Source organism: Mesorhizobium wenxiniae, from assembly GCF_002284535.1.
Classification (GTDB): Bacteria; Pseudomonadota; Alphaproteobacteria; order Rhizobiales; family Rhizobiaceae; genus Mesorhizobium; species Mesorhizobium wenxiniae.
Map to the genome: position 1 here is coordinate 54,135 of NZ_NPKH01000016.1, position 21,726 is coordinate 75,860.

Genomic DNA, 21,726 nt, shown 5'->3' on the forward strand with positions numbered 1-21,726 from the left:
CCCATCATAATGGAGCCATGGCGGTCGGGCCAAGCTAGGAAGCTCTCTGGCAATTGTCAATCGTGTTGACAATTGCCGGAGCAGCCCCTAGCGTCATGGTCAGGGAGGAACGAATGGGCAATGATGCCGTGTTCCGCGTGCACGGCCTGAGGAAGTCCTTTGGCCATATCGAGGTGCTTGGCGGCGTCTCGCTCGATTTGCATGCCGGTGAAGTGACCGTGCTGATGGGCGCCAACGGCGCCGGCAAATCCACCCTCGTCAAAATCGTCAGCGGCGTCTACGAGCGCGGCGGCGGCACGATGAGCCTTGCCGGCCACGACTTCGCGCCGGAGGATTTCGCGCCAAAAACGCCGGCCGAGGCGATCCGCGCCGGCGTCGTCACCGTTCATCAAAACATCAATGACGGTGTCGTCGCCGACCTCGACGTCGCCACCAATTTGACGCTCGACAGGCTGAGCGGCAGCGGCGCGCCGACCCTGTTCAATCCGGGCCGGGTGCGTCGCGAGGCAAAAGCGGTTGCCGACCGCATGGGGCTGGCCATCGACCTGAAGGCCCGGATCAGCGATCTGTCTCTGGCCGACCGCCAGATGGTGGCGATTGCCCGCGCCATGGCGCATCAGCCGAAGGTCCTGATCCTCGATGAGCCGACCTCCTCTTTGTCCAGCGCCGAAGCCGACCGGCTGTTCGCGCTGGTCGACAGGCTGCGCGAGCAGGGCGTCGCGATCCTCTACATCTCGCACCGCATGTCCGACATCAGGCGGCTCGCCGACCGGATCGTCTCGATGCGAGACGGCGCCATCTCAGGTGTTTTCGACCGCAAGCCGCTCGATTATGAAGGCGCCGTCAACGCCATGCTCGGCCGCAAGATCCACCTCGACCGGATCGTCGCCAGGAATTCGGCCAAGCCTATCCTGACGATCGACGGGTTGCGCATTGCAGAAGGCTCCATGCCGATCTCGCTGACGCTCGGCGACGGCGAAGTCGTTGCCATCACCGGCCTCGTCGGCGTCGGCAAGACCGCGCTCGCCGAGACGCTGTTTGGCGTCCGCAAGCCGCTCACCGGGACCATGACGTTGAACGGAAAACCCTATGCTCCGGGTTCGACAGGCGAGGCGATCGCCGCCGGCGTGTTTCTCGTCGCCAAGGACCGGAGCGAAAACGGGATCGTCGGCGACTTCAACATCCAGGAAAATATCAGCCTGCCGTTCCACAGGCGGATGTCGCGTATGGGCGTTCTCAAGCGCCGCATCGAGCGCGCCACCGCCCGCCAGCAGATTCGGGAACTGGGCATCGTCTGCCGCTCGGAGAAGGACGAAATGTCAGCCCTTTCCGGCGGCAACCAGCAGAAGGTGATGGTCGCCCGCTGGATCTCGCAGGCGGCAAAGCTGTTCATTCTGGACGAGCCGTTTCAGGGCGTCGACATTTCGGCCAGGCGCGACATCGCGGCCAAGCTGCGGGCGAGCGCGAACGGCCGTGCGACGCTGCTGTTCGTCACTGAACTCGACGAGGCGCTGGAGACCGCCGACCGCATCCTGGTGATGTCGGAGCAGACAATCGTTGGCGAACACCGCAACGCCGACATCGACCTCGAGCGCTTGTTGGCCGAAGTGGCGGGCAGGCCCTTGCACAGCGCAGCGTGAGGGCGGGCAGATAATGGGACGTGGAATGGAGAGGACATGAGTTCGGGTTTGGTAAGGATGGCAGCGGCGCGCGACCATGCCATCCGCTATGGCTTCATCGTTCTGCTGTTCGGGTTGATTGCCTATTTCGCCATCGCCGCCGATGGCTTCGTCTCGCCGCAGAGCGCCGTCTTCATCTTCCAGTCGGTCGCCATCACCGGCGTGCTGGCGCTCGGCGTCACCGCCACCCTGGTCGTCGGCGGCTTCGACCTGTCGATCGGCTCCGTCGCCACCAGCGCCATGATGGCAGCCGCCTATGTCATGGTGGTGCTGGAGCAGAACGCCGTCGTCGCGGTTGTCGCCTGTCTCTTGATCGGTGCCGTTGTCGGCCTCATCAATGGCTGGCTGATCGTCTATATGCGCGTACCGGACCTTCTGGCGACGCTCGGCATGATGTTCCTGCTCGTCGGCCTGCAGCGCATTCCGACCGAGGGCCGCTCGATCGCCACCGGCATGACGATGCCCGATGGCGCGGTCGCCAACGGCACGTTCGGCGCTGGCTTCCTGGCGCTTGGCCGCCACCGCTTCGATTTCTTCATCCCCAACCTCATCCCGGTTTCGGTAGTCGTCTTGCTCGTGCTTGCGGTGCTGATCTGGTTTTTTCTCGAATACACCCGTTTCGGTCGCATGATGTATGCGGTCGGCAGCAACGAACGGGCTGCCGAACTCGCCGGCGCGCCTGTCAAGGCGTACAAAATCTGGGCCTACGTTATTTCAGGGGTTTTTGCCTCGATCGGCGGCATTTTGCTCGCTGCCCGGCTTGGACGCGGCGACATCGCCTCGGGTAATAATCTCCTGCTCGACGCTGTCGCCGCGGCGCTGATCGGCTATGCGGTCCTCGGGGCCGCCAAGCCGAACGCCTTCGGTACGGCCGTCGGTGCGGTGTTTGTCGGCGTGCTGCTGCAAGGCCTGACGATGATGAACGCGCCCTACTACACGCAGGATTTCATCAAGGGCGTGGTTCTTGTGGTTGCCCTTGTCTTCACCTTCGCCCTTTCCGGCAGGGGCAAGAGGTAGGGTTTCGACAGATAGGATTTCGACCGGCTGAAAATTGAGTTCAACAAGTGGAGGAGACAACATGAAGATCACGAGAAGACTTTTGGGGAAGGCAGCACTCGGGCTTGCCGGCGCCGCGCTGCTGATGCAGGTCCCGGCGATGGCGCAGGACAGGCCGGCGCCGTTCGACAAGCCCGGCGCCGTCAAGATCGCGCTGGTCCGCTATCTCTCGACCGGTGACTTCTTCCAGGCCTATCTGTCCGGTGTCGAAGCACAGGCCAAAGCGCTCGGCGTCGATCTGCGCGTCCTTGACAGCCGTCAGGACGCCGCCCTCCAGGCAGACATGGTCGACCAGGCCATCGCGCTTGGCGTCCAGGGCATCATCATCCAGCACGGCTTGACGGAATCGATGAAGGAAGCCGCCCAGCGCGCGGTCGACGCCGGCATCAAGGTCGTAGCGTTCGACGTCAACGTCGAAAACCCCAAGATCCCGCAGATCGAACAGTCCGACCGCGACCTCGCACGCCTCGCGCTCGAACAGGCGATCAAGGACAATGGCGAGAGCTGGAAGGCCGGCTATGTCTATGTCGCCGGCATCGCGCCGCTCGACCGCCGCAACGAGACCTGGGTTGACTTCAAGAAGAAATATGCGGGGATCAACGAGGCGGCGATGTTCGGCACGCTCGATAATCCGATCGCCAATTCCGTCGCCAACCAGGCCCGCTCGGTGTTGTCGGCCAACCCCGACATCAAGGTGATGTTCGCGCCCTATGATGAATTCGCCAAGGGCGTGAAGATCGCAGTCGACGAGGCGGGGTTCAACAAGGACATCAAGATCTATTCGGCCGATATCTCGACCTCCGACATCGCCGCGATGCGCGAGCCCGACAGCGCCTGGGCGGCAACCGCCGCCACCAATCCGGCCGTCGTCGGCCAGGTTTCGGTGCGCGCCCTGGCGCAGCTTTTGGCCGGCGAAGACCCCGGCCACAACGTCATCGTGCCGCCGACGCTGATCACCCAGAAGGATCTGATCGACAAGGACATCAAGAACATGGAAGACCTTTCGGCCAAGCTGCCGCAGTTCGCCCATGCCGATGTCGCGATGCCGGCCTGGATGCCGAACCCGAACGCCAAGTAGCTTTTTATCGCAGGCAAAGGAAAGAGCGGCTTGCGGGCCGCTCTTTTGCGTCTGGACTGTTCTTCCTACCGCAGCGCCGCAGCGATGTTGCCGCCGTCGACCGTCGTCACACTGGCGGTGGTCCGCTCGGCCAGCGCCTGATGCAGGAAAGCCTGGGCCACGTCTTCGGCCGTCACTTCCTGACCAAGCAGATTGCCCGCCATATATTCCTTTTCCGACACGCCGCGCGCGCCCGAACGGCTGGCGATCATGGCGTCGGTAAGCAATCCGGAACGGATGCGATCGGCGTTGACGGCATTCGAGCGGATGCCATGGGCGCCATAGTCGAGGGCATACTGCCTGGACAGGAACAGCGTCGCCGCCTTCGGGATGCCATAGGCGCCGAACTTCGGACCCGGATTGATCGCCTGCTTGGAGGTGTTGAAAAGGAGCACGCCGCCGGTGCCCTGTTCGAGCATGATCCGCACCGCGTTCTGCGCCGCTGACTGGTGGGCGAAGAAATTTAGCTCGAAGCTCTTGCGCAAAGTGGCGTCGTCGAGTTCGCCGATCCGGCCTTCCCAGGCAGCCCCCGCATTCGAGACGAGAATGTCGAGGCCGCCGTAGACGGCCACCGCCTTGTCGAATGCCGCGCGCATCTGCGCCGGATCGGTGATGTCGGCGCCGATGCCGATCGAACTGTTGCCGGCTTTCTTCGCCGCTTCCGCCGCCCTTGACGCATCGAGATCGACGACGACGGCATGGGCGCCGTTGTCGGCGAACAGCTTTGCCGTGGCGGCGCCGATTGCGCCGGCGCCGCCGGTGACCAGCACAACCTGCCCGGTCAGCGGCTTCGGCTTGTTGGAGGCGAGCTTGGCCTGTTCCAGCGACCAGTATTCGAGCGGGAACAGGTCGGCTTTGGACAGCGGGCGGAAATCGCCGACCGCTTCGGCCCCGCGCACCGCCTCGATCCACATTTCACCGACGTCGGAGGCAATCTTCGCATCCTTAAGCGTGCGGCCATGGCCGAACATGCCGAGGCCCGGCACCAGCGTCAGCCGCGGCATCTGGTCGAGCATCGTGCGCTTCACATCATCGAGCGCGTCGTTGGTTTCGAAGTAGGCGCGATAGTCCCCGGCGAATTTCTCGACATGTTGGCGGATGACGGATTTGTAGTCGCCGATCTTGTCTGCGTCGGGCGCCGGCAGCGCCATCGGCCCGGTCTTGATGCGGATCGACAGGTCGGGCGTCGATACGCCGCGCCCGGCATAATCGGCAATCTTTGCCGAATTGATGAAATCGACGATCGCGTCCGAGGTGCGGAAATCGCTGATCATGCGGTCGAAGCGGCCTTCGCCGCGCGCTACCGCCAGTGAGCCGCGCAGCATCGGCGCAATGTCCGCAGGCTTGGCCAGCCTGGCCGGCAAGGCGGCTTTTTCGGCAAGCGGCTTGCCGTGGCTGGCGATGAACTCCTCGGCGGCGTTCACATAGTGGATCATCCGGTCGTAGGCCTGTTTGGCATCGTCGCCGAACGTGAAAATGCCATGCTTGTCGAGGATCAGGCCCTCGACCGTCGGGTCGGCGTCAAAGACATCGGCCGCCGCCTTCGCCAGGTCGAAGCCCGGCATGATGTAAGGCACGAACCCCATCTTGTTGCCGAAGACTTTCTTGCTCAGTGCCTCGCTATCATCCTGGTCGACGATGGCCAGAACGGCGGTCGAGTGCGTATGGTCGACGAATTTATGCGGCAGGAAGGCGTGTAGCAGCGTCTCGACCGAGGGGTTTGGCGAAGACGGGTCGATGAGGTTCACCCGCTGCAGGGCAACCATATCCTCGTCGGAGAGTTTCTTGAGCGACCGCGCCTTGAGCAGAGCGCCGAGCTTGACCGCCGGCAGGCCCTGCGGCTCGATGACGCCCATGTCCCAGCCGCTGCCCTTGACGCAGAGCACGTCCCATTCGTCGCCGACGAGGTCGATGGCCTTTGTCTTGCAGGATGTGTTGCCGCCGCCATGCAGGACAAGCCGCGGTTCGCCGCCCAGAAGCCTGGTCGTATAGACTCGCAGCGCCAGGTCGCGGGCAACGCCCTTTGTTGCATAGTCGGCAACCAGCTTCTCCGCGTCGCCGTCATTCCACAGGTTCTTCATGTTCGCTTCGTCCGATTTCTCTTTGTTTGTGAACAGGAACGCCGCGACGCTTTGATGACAATGCGCCCGCGGCGGCGTTTTGCGTATCTAGGCGACCTTTTCCGCCGCCGGTCCGGCATGGTCGAGCAGCCGTCGCGCCATCCGGGCGCCGACCACCAGATGCGTGCACAGCCCACCTGCGATCGCCGCCACCAGCGGCTCGAATTTGCTGTCTTCCTGCACCACCACCAGGCTTTTTTCAATCTTGCGCAGCGATGACAGCTCCGCCGAAATGATCCGCCGGTTGTAGCTGCAGTCGAGCGCTTTGCCTTGCGCGTCGATGATCTGCCCGGCGATGACGCCGGCGGCCCCGGCACGGCGCAGCACCTCCATTTCGCTCGCAGTCAGCGCGCCGCATTTGACAACATGGCTGTCGGCGTCGACGGTGCCGACCGAGTAAAGCGCCAGGTTGCACGCACTGATGCCCGACAACTGCTCGCGGATCACCGGCTCGGCGCGTAGGCCGCGTGCCAGTTCCTCTGTCGTCAGCACCAGCGGTGCGTAGAAATTGAGCCCCTTGGCGTTGAGCCGGCGTGCGATTTCCATGGTGCATTGGTCGGGCCGGTAGGAATAGGGGGCTCCCAGATTGCCGCAGAGCTGCACCACCGTGACATCCTGCAGATCGGCATAGGACATGATGTCGGCGATCGTATAGATGGTCCTTCCCCACGCGACCCCGATGCGGTCGCCCTTCTTGATCAGTTCGAGAAAGACGCTGGCCGCCAGCACCGCGATGTCGGTCGACGGATCGGCGACATGGCCGTTTTCCGGCGCGATCCAGACGGCATCGAGCTTCAATGCGTCTTCGAGCTTGCGCGCCATGACATCGTCGGTGAAAAGCTGGGTTGAGGTCGAGATGTTGACGATGCCGGTCTCGCGCGCCTTGCGCAGATACATGGCGACCGAGGCTCGGGAAATCTTGAGCTGGCTGGCCACCTGATCCTGACGCAGGCCATGGGCATAGTAGAGCCAGGCGGCCTTGTGGATAAGCTGTTCTGCCGGTCGGATCGCCATGCCATCTCCTCGCTGACATTATTCATGGCTCTCGACAAAAGTCAAATCGAGCGGGGGTAAACGGTACCCTTTCGCGCGCGGAATCTAGATCATCATTGTGGCAAATGCGCTCTATCGTGGCATCGTTGATGGTGACGGGGCGGAGGCCCGTGGTTAGAAGGTTCGAGAACGATATTGGGGAGGACGGGATGGCCAATCCCTACGAACAGGATCTCGACAGGAATCCAGCCAACCACCAGCCGCTGACGCCGCTCAGCTATCTGGAGCGGGCAGCAAAGACCTTTCCCGACCATGTCGCGATCATCCATGGCAGTCAGCGCACGACCTATCGTGATTTCTGGCGGCGGTCGCTGAAGCTTGCCTCGGCGCTGCAGAGGCGCGGCGTCGGCAAGGGCGACACCGTCACCGTGATGTTGTCCAACACGCCGCCGATGTTGGAAGCGCATTTCGGCGTGCCGATGACCAAGGCGGTACTGCATTCGCTCAACACCCGCCTTGACGCCGCGGTCATCGCCTTCCAGCTCGACCATGCCGAAACCAAGGTGCTTGTCGTCGATCGCGAATTCGCAAATGTCGTCAGCGAGGCGCTGGCGCTGGCTAAGGTAGAACCGCTGGTCATCGACTACGACGATCTCGAATACGCCGCCGACGCCCCATATCCCAAGGGCCAGCGGATCGGCACCCTCGACTACGAGAACTTCGTCGCGGGCGGCGACGAGGATTTCGCCTGGTCGATGCCCGACGACGAATGGGACGCAATCTCGCTCAACTACACATCCGGTACCACAGGCAATCCGAAGGGCGTCGTCTATCACCATCGCGGTGCGGCTCTGATGGCCTACGCCAACACCATCCATGCCGGCATGGGCAAGCATGCGGTGTATCTGTGGACGCTGCCGATGTTCCACTGCAATGGCTGGTGCTTTCCGTGGACGCTGGCCGTGCAGGCCGGCACCCATGTCTGCCTGCGCTGGGTTCGGCCGAAGCCGATTTACGACGCCATCGCCGATTACGGCGTCACTCATCTGTGCGGCGCGCCGGTCGTCATGTCGGTGCTGATCAATGCCAGGGACGAGGACAAGCGGCAATTTCCGCAGACGGTCACCTTCAGCACGGCCGCAGCACCGCCGCCGGAAGCGGTGCTGTCGGGCATGGCCGATGCGGGCTTTGCGGTCATCCACCTCTATGGCCTGACCGAGACCTATGGCCCGGCTGTCGTCAACGAATGGCATGGCGAATGGGATGGGCTGGAGAAGGGTCTCAGGGCGGCGAGGAAGGCCAGGCAAGGCGTGCGCTATGCCGCGCTCGAGGATCTGACGGTGATGGACCCCGAGACGATGGCGGAGACACCGGCTGACGGCGAGACGATCGGCGAGGTCATGTTCCGCGGCAGCATCGTCATGAAGGGCTATCTGAAGAACCGCAAGGCGAGCGACGAGGCCTTCGCCGGCGGCTGGTTCCACTCGGGCGACCTCGGCGTCAGGCATCCCGACGGCTACATCCAGCTCAAGGACCGCTCCAAGGACATCATCATTTCCGGCGGCGAGAACATCTCATCGATCGAGGTCGAGGAGGCGCTTTACAAGCATCCCGCCGTCGCCTCCTGCGGCGTCGTCGCCAGGCCCGATGACAAATGGGGCGAGGTGCCGGTCGCCTATGTCGAGCTGAAGCCGGGCAGGACGGCGACCGAAGCCGAGATCATCGATCACTGCCGCGAGCTGCTCGCCCGCTTCAAGGTGCCGAAAGCGGTGATCTTCGCCGAAATCCCGAAGACCTCGACCGGCAAGATCCAGAAGTTCAGGCTGAGGGAGATGGCCAAGGGGTAGGCAGGTCAGCACCCATAATCCGTGTCAGATCATTGTTGGCCCAGCTAACCCAACATGAACGGAGCAAAAAAGATCCCTCAGTGTCGGATCGAGTGCCTTCCGATCGTCCTCGATACAAAACCAAGCCGACGGAAGAAGATCTAGCAGCAGGAGCATTCCGATGGAGAACACCGCGGTCAGCAAAGCGGGGCGGATCCTCGCCCTGATCGGGGTCATACTGCCGCTTCTCATGATCGGTGGGATGAAGTTCACGGCTGTTGAGATCGAGGCGTTGAGGCCGCTGATCGGCGGCACGCCTTGGCTCGCCTGGATGTATCCGGTATTCGGTGAAGCTGGTGCCTCTTATGTGCTTGGCGTCGTCGAGATCGCGACCGCGCTTCTGCTGATTGCCTCTCCCTGGTCGACGCGCGCCGGTGTGGCCGGTGGGGCATTGGCCGCGCTGATTTTCCTGGTCACCTGTTCGATCATGGTTGCCCTGCCGATCTGGGAGCCTGCGCTCGGCTTTCCCGCGCTCGGTCCCGCCGGTCAGTTCCTGATCAAGGACATTGCGCTGCTCGGCATCTCGCTTGTTATACTGGGCGAAAGCCTGAACAGACTGAACAGATCGGCTACCTAAGCGCATCCAAGTCGAAGGCGAGTGGCAGAATGACGTCATCCGCATAGCCGCGCCAAATGGTGGGCTACTGCGAACTTGTGGGACGGGCACAGGTTCGCCGCGGCCACCGGACTACACATTCGACTAGATCGAAAAAGCCCCGCTGTGCAGCGGTTTTGCGATAACGCCATGCACAAAACAACAACCTAAAGCGCGTCGCGTGAGGCCGGTTAAATGCGACGCGCTTTAGCGAAGGTGCGAGAGCACGTTGAGCAGTTTGCCGGTCGGGTCGGCAATGAAGAAACGTCTTACGCCCCACGGTTCGTCGGTCAAATCGTAGACCACTCTGCAACCGATCTCGTTTGCGCGAAGATAAACCGCGTCGACATTGTCGACCTCGATCGACAGATCGGGCACCGGGGTGCCTGAGCCGCCCTCGCTGGCGATGCTGATCTGGGGGATGGTTGTTTCACCGGACGCCAGCGTGACGAGCCACCCGTGATCCATGACAGCATCGAGCCCGAACAGGTCGGTATAGAACTTCCGAACATCCGGAATGCTGTCTGTTGCGATATTCGAGACGATGCGCAGCACGGTCATCCCAACTCTCCTTTCCGCGGCTTGGATGATAACGCATTGCTGCGCGCCGCGGAGCACGTCTTGAATAAAATGGAGCACGTCTTGAATAAAATAAGGCGCCCGATCACCTGAGCCTGGCGGGTGGCCCGTGCACGGCCCGCAGCAGGCTTCATTAACGCTGTTCACGCCCAAGTTGTGTCAACAGATGTCACCAGTCGCCCAAGACGGATAATGTCGCAGTTGACAGGCGGGTGATTTCGAATTACGAGTGACGAAATTCAAAATTCGTCACTCGTAATTGAGTAATGAAACACGATGAATAATACCCTAGATACCCTCGACAAGGCGGTCGACGTGGTCCGACAGGAGAATGTCGCGCGCATCCTCGATTGCGCGGAGCGGCTGTTCCGCCACTACGGCTACGGCAAGACCAATGTCGCCGACATAGCGCGTGAACTCGGCATGTCGACGGCCAACATCTACCGTTTCTTCGCCTCCAAGGTTGAGATCCACCAGGCCGTTTGCGGCCGTATGCTCGCTACTTGCTATCAACTGACCTACGACGCCTGCCATAGTCCCGGAACGGCCAGCGAAAGGCTTCGCCGCTACGTGCAAACGCATTATCAGTGGACCCGTGACACCATGCTCGACCAGGAGAAGGTGCACGAAATGGTGGTCGTTGCCATCGAACGCGATTGGCACGTCATCGAGAGGCATATCGACAGGATCCGCGGCTTGGTGGCCGAGGTGATCAGCGAGGGAATCGCAGCAGGCGAGTTTGCCGACCAGGATCCGGAAGTCGCTTCGCGGTGTTTCGGCGCCGCTATCATCACCCTCTGTCACCCGCAAATGGTCGCCCAATGCCTTGCCAAGAAGAATCGGGCGATGCCGGACGAGCTTATCGAGTTTGCCATCAGGGCTTTGAAGAAATGACCGTTTCCGCCCATCGGGCGGCGATGTCGACAATCCATCTCCAGTTCGGGAGTACGCAAGTGCCTTTGTCCAAATCCATCATGAACAGGGTGCCGGCTATTGGACCGGCTCTGGTCGTCGTCGCGGCGCTTGGGCTCGCCGGTTGCTCGCAAGAAAAAGTGGAAGTCAAGGACATCGTCCGGCCGGTCAAGGTCGTCGAGATCGCCAAGGCGAACGATACCCGTGAGCTCTCCTACTCCGGATCGGTGCGCGCCCGCACCGAGATGAATCTCGGGTTCCGTATTAACGGCAAGATCACCGAGCGCCTGGTCGACATCGGTCAGCGCGTGAAGCCGGGCGACGTTCTGGCCCGCATCGATCCCGCCGACTACGCCCTTTCGGTCAAGAGTGCCGAGGCCAGCCTCGAGGCCGCCGAGCGGCAGGTCGAGACAACGGGCCTTGCCCGCCGTCGTGCCGAACAGCTGTTTGCCAAGACCTTCGCGTCGAAATCGCAGCTCGAACAGGCCACGCTCAGCTACGATCAGGCGGTCGCCACCCGGAATTCCGCGCGCTCATCGCTTGACCAGGCGAAGAACCAGGTCCTCTACACCGACCTCAAGGCGGACAGGGACGGCATCGTCACATCGGTCACCGCCGATGTCGGTCAGGTGGTCGGCTCCGGCACGCCGGTTGTGACCGTTGCCGTCGATGGCGAAAAGGAAGTGCTGATCGCCGTTCCGGAAATGGATATCGCCCAGTTCAAGCCGGGCAAGAACGTCAAGGCAAGCTTCTGGTCCGACGATGCGCTGACGCTCGATGGCAAGGTCCGTGAAGTCGCCGGCAGCGCCGATCAGCAGTCGCGTACCTTTGCCGTTCGCGTCAGCCTGCCCAACAATCCGCGCGTGCTTCTCGGCATGACCGCCAACATCGAGGCTTCGGCGGCCAACAACAGCTCGCAGAGCGTATCGATCCCGTTGAGCGCGCTGGCGCAAAAGGAAGGCCAGCAGATCGTCTGGACCGTGGACCGCAACGGCGAGACCGTCCATGCGCGTCCGATCAAGGTGGCCGAATTCACCGCCGACGGCGTGCATGTTGCCGAAGGATTGAACCCCGGCGACGTCGTCGTTGCGGCGGGCACGCAATTCATGACCGAGAATCTGAAGGTCAAGCTGACCGGCGATGCGGTGCAGCAGTCCGCATCGGCGGACGACGATGGCGACGCCGCCAAGCGCGTCCGCTGACGGCCAAGAATAAAACGGCTTTTCCTCGCATCGGCGCAAGCCGCGAGCTCAAGCGGTTCATGGTTTCCGGGCGGCAGGTGCCCGGGTGTCGAGACGTAAGGTCGATGTGACTCCCCACATCGATCCCCGCGTCCCACCGCGATGAGTGTCTCTCCGCTCGGAAAGCCTCGCCGCCCGGAAGCATTAGAAGTTCCGTGGGCATGCCATGTGCGTGCGCTGACGATCAGACAAATGGACTGGCGCTATGACCACCGACACCAATGAGAAGCGGCCCTTCAATCTTTCGCGCTGGGCAATCGGGCACCCGAGCATTGCGCGGTTCCTGTTCGGCCTGATCATCGTTGCCGGCGCGCTCGGCCTAATGCGCATGGGCCAGAAGGAAGACCCGGACTTCACCTTCCGCGTCATGGTGGTCCAGGCTGTCTGGCCGGGGGCCTCGATCCAGGAGATGGAGGACCAGGTCGTCAACAAGATCGAGCGCAAGCTGCAGGAAACGCCCCATCTCGATTTCGTCCGTTCCTACACGCGCGCCGGCAGCGCCATCATCACCTTGCAGGTGGAAGGCGACACCAATCCCACGCAGGTCGCGGATGCCTTTTACCAGGTACGCAAGAAGGTCGGCGATATCGCCAATGAGCTGCCTCAAGGGCTGCTTGGGCCCTACTTCAACGATGAGTTCGGCGACACTTTCATCACCCTGCATTCGATCAGCGGCGACGGCTACAGCTATCCCGAGCTGAAGAAACTAGCCATCCAGGCGCGTGACATGCTGCTGACGACGCCCGGCGTCGAGAAGGCCGTGATCATCGGCGACCAGCCGGAAAAACTCTATATCGACGTTTCGTCCAAGGTGCTTGCCGAGCGTGGCCTGACGCTCACCGATCTGCAGAACGCGATCAAGGGCCAGAACAATGTCGATCCGGCAGGCTCGGTCGATACCGGCCAGCGTTCGGTGCGCATCTCGGTCGAAGGCAACGTGACGGAGGCGGCCGACATCCGCGAACTTCGCCTGCGCGCCGGCAACCAGGTGACGCGCCTCGGCGACATCGCAACCGTGACCACAGGCCTCGAAGACCCCAATCAGCGCAAATACCGCTTCAACGGCCACGACAGTGTCCAGGTCGGCGTCGTCATGGCCAAGGGCTTCAACGTCACCGATGTCGGCAAGGAGGTCGAGGCGACCTATCACCGCTTCGAAGAAGCGTTGCCTTACGGCGTTTCGGTCGATCAGATCGCCGACCAGCCGGAAGTCGTGCGGGAAGCGGTGAGCGAGTTCATGAAAGCGCTTGGCGAGGCGCTGCTGATCGTGCTTGTCGTCTCGTTCTTGACGATCGGCTGGCGTTCGGGCCTGGTGATCGCGATCACCATTCCGCTCGTTTTGGCCGCCACCTTCGCCATCATGTACGAGATCGGCATCGATCTGCAGCGCATTTCACTCGGCGCGCTGATCATCGCGCTCGGTCTGCTCGTCGACGACGCGATGATCGTCGTCGAAATGATGGAGCGCAAGCTCGAGGAAGGACTGGTCAAAATCGAGGCGGCGAGCTTCGCCTATACCTCGACGGCCTTCCCGATGCTGAGCGGCACGCTGATCACCACCGCCGGCTTCATCCCGGTCGGCTTCGCGGCCTCGACGGCCGGTGAATACGTACGCACGCTTTTCTACGTCGTCGGCATCGCGCTGGTCGTGTCCTGGTTCGTGGCGGTCTACTTCACGCCGTGGCTCGGTCACATGATCCTCAAGCAGCGAAAACACGCCGGCAACCACCACGATGTCTTCGACACGCGCTTCTACCGCCGGCTTCGCGCCACCGTCGGCTGGTCCGTGCGCCACCGCATCATCGTGCTGGTCATGACGCTGGTGACCTTCGCCACCAGCCTGTGGGCGTTCCAGTTCATTCCGCAGAATTTCTTCCCGCAGTCGTCGCGTCCGGAAATCCTCGTCGACCTCTGGCTGCCGGAAGGCACCAGCATCAAGGAAGTCGAGACGCAGGCCAAGGCGCTCGAAACCAGGATGATGGACGACAAGGACAAGCGCTTCATCGCCACCTATATCGGTGAGGGCGCGCCGCGCTTCTTCTTGCCGCTCGACCAGCAGCTTCGCAATCCGAACTTCGCCCAGCTTCTGGTGATGGCCAATGACGAACCGGCCCGTGAACGGCTGATCGTCAAGCTGCGCACCATTCTGGCCGAGGATTTCCCGTCGGTCCGTGCCAAGGTTGATCGCCTGTTCCTCGGGCCGCCCACGGGCTGGCCGGTGCAGATGCGCGTCATGGGCCCGGATCGCCAGGAGGTGCGCCGCATCGCCGACGAGGTGAAGGCGAAGTTCCAGGCAAATCCGCTGCTCGGCGCCGTTCACGACGACTGGCTGGAGCCGGTGCCGGAGATGAAGCTGGTGATCGACCAGGATCGCGCCCGTGCGCTCGGCGTCACCTCGCAGCGCATCCGCCAGATGCTGCAGGCGACCATGTCGGGGGCGCCGCTCGATGATTTCCGCGACGGCGAGGAGACCGTTTCGATCGTCGCCCGAGAACCGGAAGCAAGCCGACACCTGCTGTCGGCGGTCGACTCCGTCTCTATCCCGACGGATTTCGGTGGCTTTGTGCCGCTGTCGCAGGTCGCCAAGGTCGTACCGGTGCTGGAGCAAGGCGTCGAGTGGCGGCGCGACCGCCTCCCGACCATCAGCGTGCGTGCCACGTTGCCGGATGGCGTGCAGTCGAACGATGTCGTCATGAAGATGTATAGCGAGATGCAAAGCCTGCGCGACGGTCTGGCGCCCGGCTACAACATCGAGATCCAGGGCGGCGCCGAGGATTCGGCCGAAAGCCAGGCCTCCATTGCTGCGAAAGCTCCAATCATGCTGGCTGTCATCGTCGTGCTGCTGATGATCCAATTGCAGCATTTCGGCAAGGCGATGCTGGTGCTGGCGACCGGCCCGCTCGGCATCATCGGCGCTGCGGCGGCACTTTTGATCAGTGGCGCGCCCTTCGGCTTCGTCGCCATCCTCGGCGTGATCGCCCTACTCGGCATCATCATGCGCAACTCGATCATCCTGGTCGACCAGATCGACCAGGATATAGCGGCCGGCATGGAGCGCTCGGAGGCCATTATCGGCTCGGCGGTCCGCCGTTTCCGGCCGATCATGCTGACCGCGCTGACGGCGGTCCTGGCGCTGATCCCGATCTCGCGCGGCGTCTTCTGGGGTCCGCTCGCCTATGCCATGATGGGCGGCATCCTCGTTGCCACGGTGCTCACTATACTCGTCCTTCCGGCAGGCTATGCCTTGTTCTTCGGCAGGGAGCGCAAGAAGGCCGAGGATGCGGAGCAGGCGGCCGAGCCGGAGCTGGCAGAAAACGACGACAGGCCGCGACTGGCTCTGGCCGCCGAATAGAGCTGTTGGCAGATGTGACGTCCAGGGGTTAAATCCGCCCACCGGCAGAGCTCTGGAGGAGGACGTCATGACCGTAGCTCAGACACCGGTGGCGCTGCGCCAGCCGATCGACGGACGCCACCGTCAGATGTTCGTCGATGGCGCCTGGGTCGACGCCCGCTCGGGCCGCACCATGGAGACCCGCAATCCAGCCACCGGCGCGGTCATTGCCACGGTGCCGCGCGGCGACCGCGATGATATCGAGCTGGCGGTGGCCGCGGCGCGCCGGGCCTTCGATGGGCTGTGGAGCCGGTATAAGCCTTACGAGCGACAGGTGCTGCTCCTCAGGATCGCCGACCTCTTCGAAAAGCACTGGGAGGAGATCAGTCGCTCGGACACGACCGACATGGGCATGCCGATCGTGCGTACCCGCGCCAACCGCAACCGCGTCATCGGTATGCTGCGCTACTACGCCGGCATGGCGACGTCCCTGCATGGCGAGACGATTGAGAACTCGCTGCCGGGCGAAATCGTCTCCTTCACGCGCAAGGAGCCGGTCGGCGTCGTCGGCGCCATTATCCCCTGGAACGCACCGACGGCCGCTTCGATCTGGAAGATCGGGCCAGCGCTTGCCGCGGGCTGCACCGTGGTGCTGAAACCTTCGGAAGAGGCGCCGCTGACGCCGCTTCTGATCGCCGACATCATGAACGAGGCCGGCGTTCCGCCAGGCGTCGTCAACATCGTAACCGGCACCGGTGCGGAGGCAGGTGCCGCTCTTTCCGAGCATATGGGCGTCGACAAGATCGTCTTCACCGGCTCGACGGCAACGGGCCAATCGATCGTCCGCGCCTCGGCCGGCAACCTCAAACGCGTCTCGCTGGAGCTTGGCGGCAAGTCGCCGGTCATCGTCTGCGCCGACGCCGATCTCGACAGGGCGGTGCCGGTCGCGGCGATGTCGGTGTTCGCCAATTCCGGCCAGATCTGCATCGCCGGCTCGCGCCTGTTCGTCGAACGCTCCATCCATGACGAGTTCGTCGAGCGCCTGGCGGTCTATGCCAAGGGCCTCAGGATCGGCGACGGCATCGACCCGGCGACCCAGATCGGCCCGCTCGTCTCCGAAAAGCAGCTGCAACGGGTCGCCTCGTATCTCGAGGCCGGCACGGCTGAGGGCGCGACCCTCGTCACCGGCGGTGAACGCCTTATGGAGGGTGCGCTGGCCGCCGGCAATTTCGTCGCGCCGACGGTTTTTGCCGGTGTCTCGGACGACATGAGGATCGCGCGCGAGGAAATCTTCGGGCCGGTCATCTCGGCATTGCCGTTCGATACGCTCGACGAGGCGGTCGAGCGAGCCAACAACACGCCCTACGGTCTTGCCGCAGGGGTGTTCACCCAAAATCTCGCCACTGCCCACCAGCTTTCCAGGAAAATCCGCGCCGGCTCGGTCTGGGTGAACACCTATCACGCCATCGATCCGGCCATGCCTTTCGGCGGCTACAAGATGAGCGGCTACGGCCGCGAGGGCGGTGCAGAGCACCTCGACGAGTATCTCAACACCAAGGGCGTGTTCATCAAGATCGATTGAGTCTCACGCGGGATAATAAAACCCGCCTCGGCGGCGGCTTATCGGTGCCAATCGGCACTACAGCTAATCACTAGCATAACTTCCGAACAAAGCAAGAACAAAGTGCAAGGGGATCGAGCGCGCATCGCGCGCTCAATCTTTGAGGCGGAGGTCAGATGACGAACAGCCAGTTGGCGAGCAGCATCACCACGACGCCGGCGATCAGCGTCAGGTAGGGCAGGATGCCCGCCTTTCTGACGGCGAGATCGGATGAGGTCATACCGAGATCAGCCAGCATGTGGTCGGGGAATTTGCCCTTGTCCTGAATGTAATGCCGGAAGCAGAACACCGGGATGATGAGGCCAGCCGTGATCAGCCCTGCCCACAGTGCCATCGGGTTCCAGACCTTTGCACCGGCGCCCATGAAGATCATGTTGACATAGGCAAGGATGGCGCCGAGGCCGAGCAGCCAGCTCGGTGCCTTCCACGGCCGCGCGATATGGCCGTTGTCGATGCGATGGATCCAGCCGGCATTGAGGTTGAGGAAGTTGAAGATGATGTAGCCGCAATTCGACACGGCGAGGATGAAGAAGAAGCTGGTCGCGTCGGCCGAAGCGATGGCCAGCACGGCCAGGTTGAAGACCAGGTCGGTCCACATGGCGCGGGTCGGGGCGCCGTGTTCGTTGACATGGCTGAGATAGCGCGGCAGCCAGCCGTCGACTGAGCCCTGATAGAGCGTACGCGAGGACCCCGCCATCGCCGTCATGATGCACAGCACCAGGGCCAGGATCATCAGCATCACCAGAAGGCTATGGATCAGCTGTCCGCCGCCGACCATGCCGGCCAGTGCGTCGGCGACGCCGGAGCCGTCGACGATCGGGGTCGCCAGCATGCCATTCAAGCCGAGCACGCCCTGGAAGGTGAACGGCACCAGGATGAACAGCAGCATGCATAGCAGGCCGGAATAGAAGATCGCCTTGAAGGTGTCGGCGCCGGGATTCTTGAACTCGGACGTGTAGCAGACGGCAGTCTCGAAACCGTAGGTCGACCAGGCGGCAATGAACATGCCGCCGAGAACGAGCGTCCAGCCGGCAATGTTCCACGCCCCGGGCTCCGGCGCGTAGGCGGCCGCCAGCGGCACCAGCGGCGAAAAATTCGCCCAGTCGATCTGGCCGGTGACGATCGGCACGACGCCGACGATCAGCATCGGAATGATGACGAACATGCCGATATATTTCTGCACGTTTGCCGTGCCCAGGATGCCGCGATGCTGGATGGAGAAGATGATCAGCATCAGCACGGCGCCGATGAAGAAGGTGGCGTTGAAGGTGAAGGAGACCGGACCCAGCGTGTGCCCGTAGAGCGTCCAGTTGCGGATCGCCGGTGTGGCGGCCGCGGTCACCGCCGTGATGGCATCGGCGGCACTCGTTCCGGCGTTAGCCGCGATATAGGCGGCGACTTCCGGCGAGGCGTCGGTAAACAGCGGCACCGGCGCCAGCGCGTTGAGGATATAGGCGGCGGCGATCGAGCAGCCGAGCGACAGCACCGGCGACCAGGCGAACCAGTTGCACCACACCGACAGCGGCGCAATGAACTTGGAATAACGCAGCCAGGCGGTGGCGCCATAGATCGAGGCGCCGCCGGACTTGTTCGGAAACAGGCCGGCGATCTCGGCATAGGTGAAGGATTGCAGGAAGCCCATGATCATGGACACCGTCCAGATCAGGAAGGCCAGCTTGCCGGTCGTGCCGGCAATGCCGCCGATCGAAAACAGGACAAGGGCGGGAACGCCGCTCGCCACCCAGAAGGCGCCGCGCCAATCGATATTGCGGTGCAGCTGCCCTTCGGCAGGCGGCACCAGGGCAGAGACTATTGTGCTCATATACGTGGATTCCCCATTTTTGATGTTCCCCATCGGCGACAGCCGACACCCCGCGATGCGTCACCGACGCACGCGTTGAAACGAGCTCAGGCGGTTTCCGCTCAGTAGTATTTTTTTCTTGGCAGTGAAGATTGATCCGTCACGCTTCCACGTCAAGCGTTTTGTGAAGCTGTGCACATCGCAGATGCGGAACACGCGCCGGCGGCACGCGCCGCCAGCTGACTTCAGAGGAGGAATCGACTTTGCACAGGGATGACTTGCGCCATTCGCGATCCTTGAACCGCCGTCAGGAGCGCGGTCTGCTCTTTTGCGGATCGTAGTGGGCGAAGGGCACGACGCGCGCCGGCAGCCGCTTGCTGTGGCCGTCGAGCTTCCCGATCTCGACCTCGGTGCCGATCGCGGCATGGGTGACGTCGAGCCTGGCCAGCGCGATGGTCTTGTTCAGCACCGGCGAACGCATGCTCGAAGTGATTTCGCCGATCTGGGCGCGGCCGACATGGACGCAATCGCCATGCCCAACCGCGACATTGGCGTCGATGTCGAGGCCGACCAGCTTCCTCTGCGGGTTTTCCTTGCGCCGGATCAGCGCCTCGCGCCCGATGAAATCGTCGGTCTTGGTCTTCAGCGGCACCGTGAAGCCGATGCCGGCCTCGAACGGATCCGTCTGGTCGGAAAATTCATAGCCGGCAAAGATCAGACCGGCCTCGATGCGCACCATGTCTAGCGCCTGCAATCCCATCGGCTTCAAGCCATGCGGCTGGCCGGCCTCCCAGATGACGTCGAACACCTTTTCAGCGTCGCGCGGATGGCACCAGATCTCGTAGCCGAGTTCGCCGGTGTAGCCGGTGCGCGAAACGACGACCGGAATGCCGTTGCCGCCGCCGATCCGGGCGACGGCGAAACGGAACCATTCGAGCTCCTCGATCGACGGCTGCAGCGGCGAAGTCCAGATGATCTCCTTCAGGATGTCGCGGCTCTTCGGTCCTTGCACGGCGACATTGTGCATCTGGTCCGTCGACGAACGCACCAGCACGTTGAGGCCGAGTTTCGTCGCGGTGTCGCGTAGCCATTCGCCGGAAAGATCGTCTCCGCCGACCCAGCGGAAATTATCCTTGCCGAGCCTGAGCAGCGTGCCGTCGTCGATCATGCCGCCATGCTCGTAGCACATGGCGGAATAGACCACCTGGCCGATGCCGAGTTTTTTTACGTCGCGGGTCAGCGTGTATTGCAGCAGCGCTTCCGAATCCGGGCCGGTGACCTCGAATTTGCGCAGCGGCGAAAGGTCCATGATCACCGCGTCCTGCCGGCAGGCCCAGTATTCGGCGATCGGCCCCTCCTTGGCGAAGGCGTTGGCCAGCCAATACCCCCTGTACTCGACGAAGTTGCGGGTGTGCCTGGCAAAGCTCGAATGAAATGATGTCTCGCGGGTCATTTTCGGTTCCGAATCGGGCGTCATGCGTCTGGCGATCGCTCGCGAGAATTTGTGCTGGCCGGAATAGGTCCTCACATGGATGTCGGTCAGGTTCCAGCCATTGGCCGGCGTCGTGTCGTCGGGGCAGGCGGACGAGACGCAGACGATGTCGGTCAAGGCGCGCAGCAGCACATAGTCGCCCGGCCGCGACCACGGCTCGTCGGAAACCATGACGCCATGCGCGTCGATCGCCGTGTTGAAGAAGAAGTTGATCGCCATCCAGCCGGCGCGAGGATTTACACCCTTGTCCGACAGCGCACGGTTGAAATTCTCCGAGCAGTTGGGGTGACCGGGATAGCCGATGTCGTCGTAATATTTGGCAGCGCAAGCGAGCGCGAACGCATCGTGCCGACCGCAAGTGTCCTGCACGACCTCGACCAGCGGCTCCATGTCCTGGTCGTAATATTTCGAGTGCAGGCCGGGCATCGGGTAGCTCGAACCCATCAGCGTGCGGGTCGTCGTCACGTCGAGCGGATGGTCGCGTCCCTTGTCGAGCTTGCGCGCCGAAAAGCACTGGAAGTCCGTGCATTGGCGCCCGTCGACATCGATGATCTGCAAATAGTCGCCAGCTTTGACGAAGTAGGATTCGGCGGTCGCCGAATGGACGCGCAAATCGAGCACTGGATCGGCCAGCGGGTCGCCAAGCTGCGACTTCGCCGCCGGGCGAATGGTGGCGCGCCGCACAATGATGCTGAGCGGCGTCGCCGTGTCATGGCCGTCGACCAGCATAGGACCACCCGGGGCGGCGATGAGCATCGAGCCATTGCGGGCTACAGTAAAACTCTGTTCGGTGCCGGCAGGGGTGGCGCCACCGAAAACGCGAACCGTCTTTGCCTGATCCAGCTGCACCTGGCGTCGCTCCAGCCCCCGGCGCAAGGAAACGAGGCTGTCGTCGCCATCGGCCAGCAGCGCCTTGATGCCGGCGGCATTGCTGTTCGATTTCTCGCCGAAAATGCCGGCATCGGTCGCGCCGTTCTTGTCCCATGCGAGCAGCTCGCAGGCCTGCCCGCCTTCGACATTGCGCACGCTGATCGTGTCGCCGGCCTCGACGTCGATAAGCACCGCGCCATTGCCGTGAACAAAATAGCGCTCCATGCCAGCCGGCAGCGCCATCTGGCCGGGCCGCAGGATCAGGCTCGGCCGGGGCGGTCCGGCGGCGACGGCGGGGTAGGGCGACTGGCTCATCTCAACCCCAGTTTCGAGAAACAAGTTTGCCTGTACGTGAAATTATTTTAGCGGCAAGAATAGGCGGCAAGCCCGGATTTGGCAAGGTGAGGCTTCGTGCCGGCCGCACACACGCGGA

At 62.7% G+C, this 21,726-nt stretch carries 14 protein-coding genes; 9 read left to right on the forward strand and 5 right to left on the reverse strand.

Features of this window, described 5'->3' with window-relative positions; genetic code table 11:
* The first annotated feature begins 113 nt into the window (after nucleotides 1-113).
* From CIT31_RS08145 to CIT31_RS08155, 3 genes are all read left to right on the forward strand, one after another.
* Entirely contained in the window at nucleotides 114-1,640 is a 1,527-nt protein-coding gene (locus CIT31_RS08145) for a sugar ABC transporter ATP-binding protein (RefSeq protein ID WP_095518404.1), read from the forward strand.
* Between the two features lie 36 nt (nucleotides 1,641-1,676).
* Complete coding sequence (locus tag CIT31_RS08150) at nucleotides 1,677-2,696, forward strand: ABC transporter permease (protein WP_029355307.1); 1,020 nt, start codon at nucleotides 1,677-1,679, stop codon at nucleotides 2,694-2,696.
* A gap of 61 nt (nucleotides 2,697-2,757) precedes the next feature.
* Nucleotides 2,758-3,813 (forward strand): substrate-binding domain-containing protein, encoded by a 1,056-nt coding sequence (locus CIT31_RS08155; protein ID WP_065008346.1) that lies wholly within the window; start codon nucleotides 2,758-2,760, stop codon nucleotides 3,811-3,813.
* A gap of 65 nt (nucleotides 3,814-3,878) precedes the next feature.
* Here the strand turns inward: CIT31_RS08155 and CIT31_RS08160 are convergent, their stop codons facing one another.
* Together CIT31_RS08160 and CIT31_RS08165 are read right to left on the reverse strand one after the other, a co-directional pair.
* Nucleotides 3,879-5,933: a bifunctional aldolase/short-chain dehydrogenase gene (locus tag CIT31_RS08160; RefSeq protein WP_095518182.1), complete on the reverse strand. Its 2,055-nt coding sequence runs from the start codon at nucleotides 5,931-5,933 to the stop codon at nucleotides 3,879-3,881.
* Between the two features lie 87 nt (nucleotides 5,934-6,020).
* On the reverse strand, nucleotides 6,021-6,986 hold the full coding sequence (locus CIT31_RS08165) for a sugar-binding transcriptional regulator (RefSeq protein WP_095518183.1): 966 nt from the start codon (nucleotides 6,984-6,986) through the stop codon (nucleotides 6,021-6,023).
* 188 nt (nucleotides 6,987-7,174) lie between these two features.
* On the opposite strand from CIT31_RS08165, the gene CIT31_RS08170 reads away from it, so the two are divergent.
* The gene (locus tag CIT31_RS08170) at nucleotides 7,175-8,812 is read left to right on the forward strand and encodes an acyl-CoA synthetase (RefSeq protein ID WP_095518184.1); all 1,638 of its coding nucleotides are present in this window, start codon (nucleotides 7,175-7,177) and stop codon (nucleotides 8,810-8,812) included.
* 160 nt (nucleotides 8,813-8,972) lie between these two features.
* Nucleotides 8,973-9,428 (forward strand): DUF417 family protein, encoded by a 456-nt coding sequence (locus tag CIT31_RS08175; protein WP_095518185.1) that lies wholly within the window; start codon nucleotides 8,973-8,975, stop codon nucleotides 9,426-9,428.
* Nucleotides 9,429-9,653: 225 nt separating this feature from the next.
* Here CIT31_RS08175 and CIT31_RS08180 read toward each other — a convergent pair whose 3' ends face one another.
* Entirely contained in the window at nucleotides 9,654-10,007 is a 354-nt protein-coding gene (locus CIT31_RS08180; RefSeq protein ID WP_095518186.1) for a VOC family protein, read from the reverse strand.
* A 294-nt stretch (nucleotides 10,008-10,301) separates the two neighbouring features.
* Here CIT31_RS08180 and CIT31_RS08185 point away from each other — a divergent pair, with 294 nt between their 5' ends.
* From CIT31_RS08185 to CIT31_RS08200, 4 genes are all read left to right on the forward strand, one after another.
* Entirely contained in the window at nucleotides 10,302-10,919 is a 618-nt protein-coding gene (locus tag CIT31_RS08185) for a TetR/AcrR family transcriptional regulator (protein ID WP_095518187.1), read from the forward strand.
* 80 nt (nucleotides 10,920-10,999) lie between these two features.
* Nucleotides 11,000-12,139, forward strand: coding sequence for an efflux RND transporter periplasmic adaptor subunit (locus CIT31_RS08190; protein ID WP_425350579.1), 1,140 nt, complete (start codon nucleotides 11,000-11,002; stop codon nucleotides 12,137-12,139).
* A gap of 244 nt (nucleotides 12,140-12,383) precedes the next feature.
* On the forward strand, nucleotides 12,384-15,530 hold the full coding sequence (locus CIT31_RS08195; RefSeq protein WP_095518188.1) for an efflux RND transporter permease subunit: 3,147 nt from the start codon (nucleotides 12,384-12,386) through the stop codon (nucleotides 15,528-15,530).
* A gap of 67 nt (nucleotides 15,531-15,597) precedes the next feature.
* A complete protein-coding gene (locus CIT31_RS08200; protein WP_095518189.1) occupies nucleotides 15,598-17,091 on the forward strand; it encodes an aldehyde dehydrogenase family protein in 1,494 nt (497 codons plus the stop codon).
* A gap of 151 nt (nucleotides 17,092-17,242) precedes the next feature.
* Here CIT31_RS08200 and CIT31_RS08205 read toward each other — a convergent pair whose 3' ends face one another.
* Nucleotides 17,243-18,952 carry a trimethylamine N-oxide permease gene (locus CIT31_RS08205; protein WP_095518190.1) on the reverse strand — a complete coding sequence of 570 codons (1,710 nt, stop codon included), beginning with the start codon at nucleotides 18,950-18,952 and terminating at the stop codon, nucleotides 17,243-17,245.
* A 286-nt stretch (nucleotides 18,953-19,238) separates the two neighbouring features.
* Nucleotides 19,239-21,608: a trimethylamine N-oxide demethylase gene (locus CIT31_RS08210; RefSeq protein ID WP_095518191.1), complete on the reverse strand. Its 2,370-nt coding sequence runs from the start codon at nucleotides 21,606-21,608 to the stop codon at nucleotides 19,239-19,241.
* Between the last annotated feature and the right edge of the window lie 118 nt (nucleotides 21,609-21,726).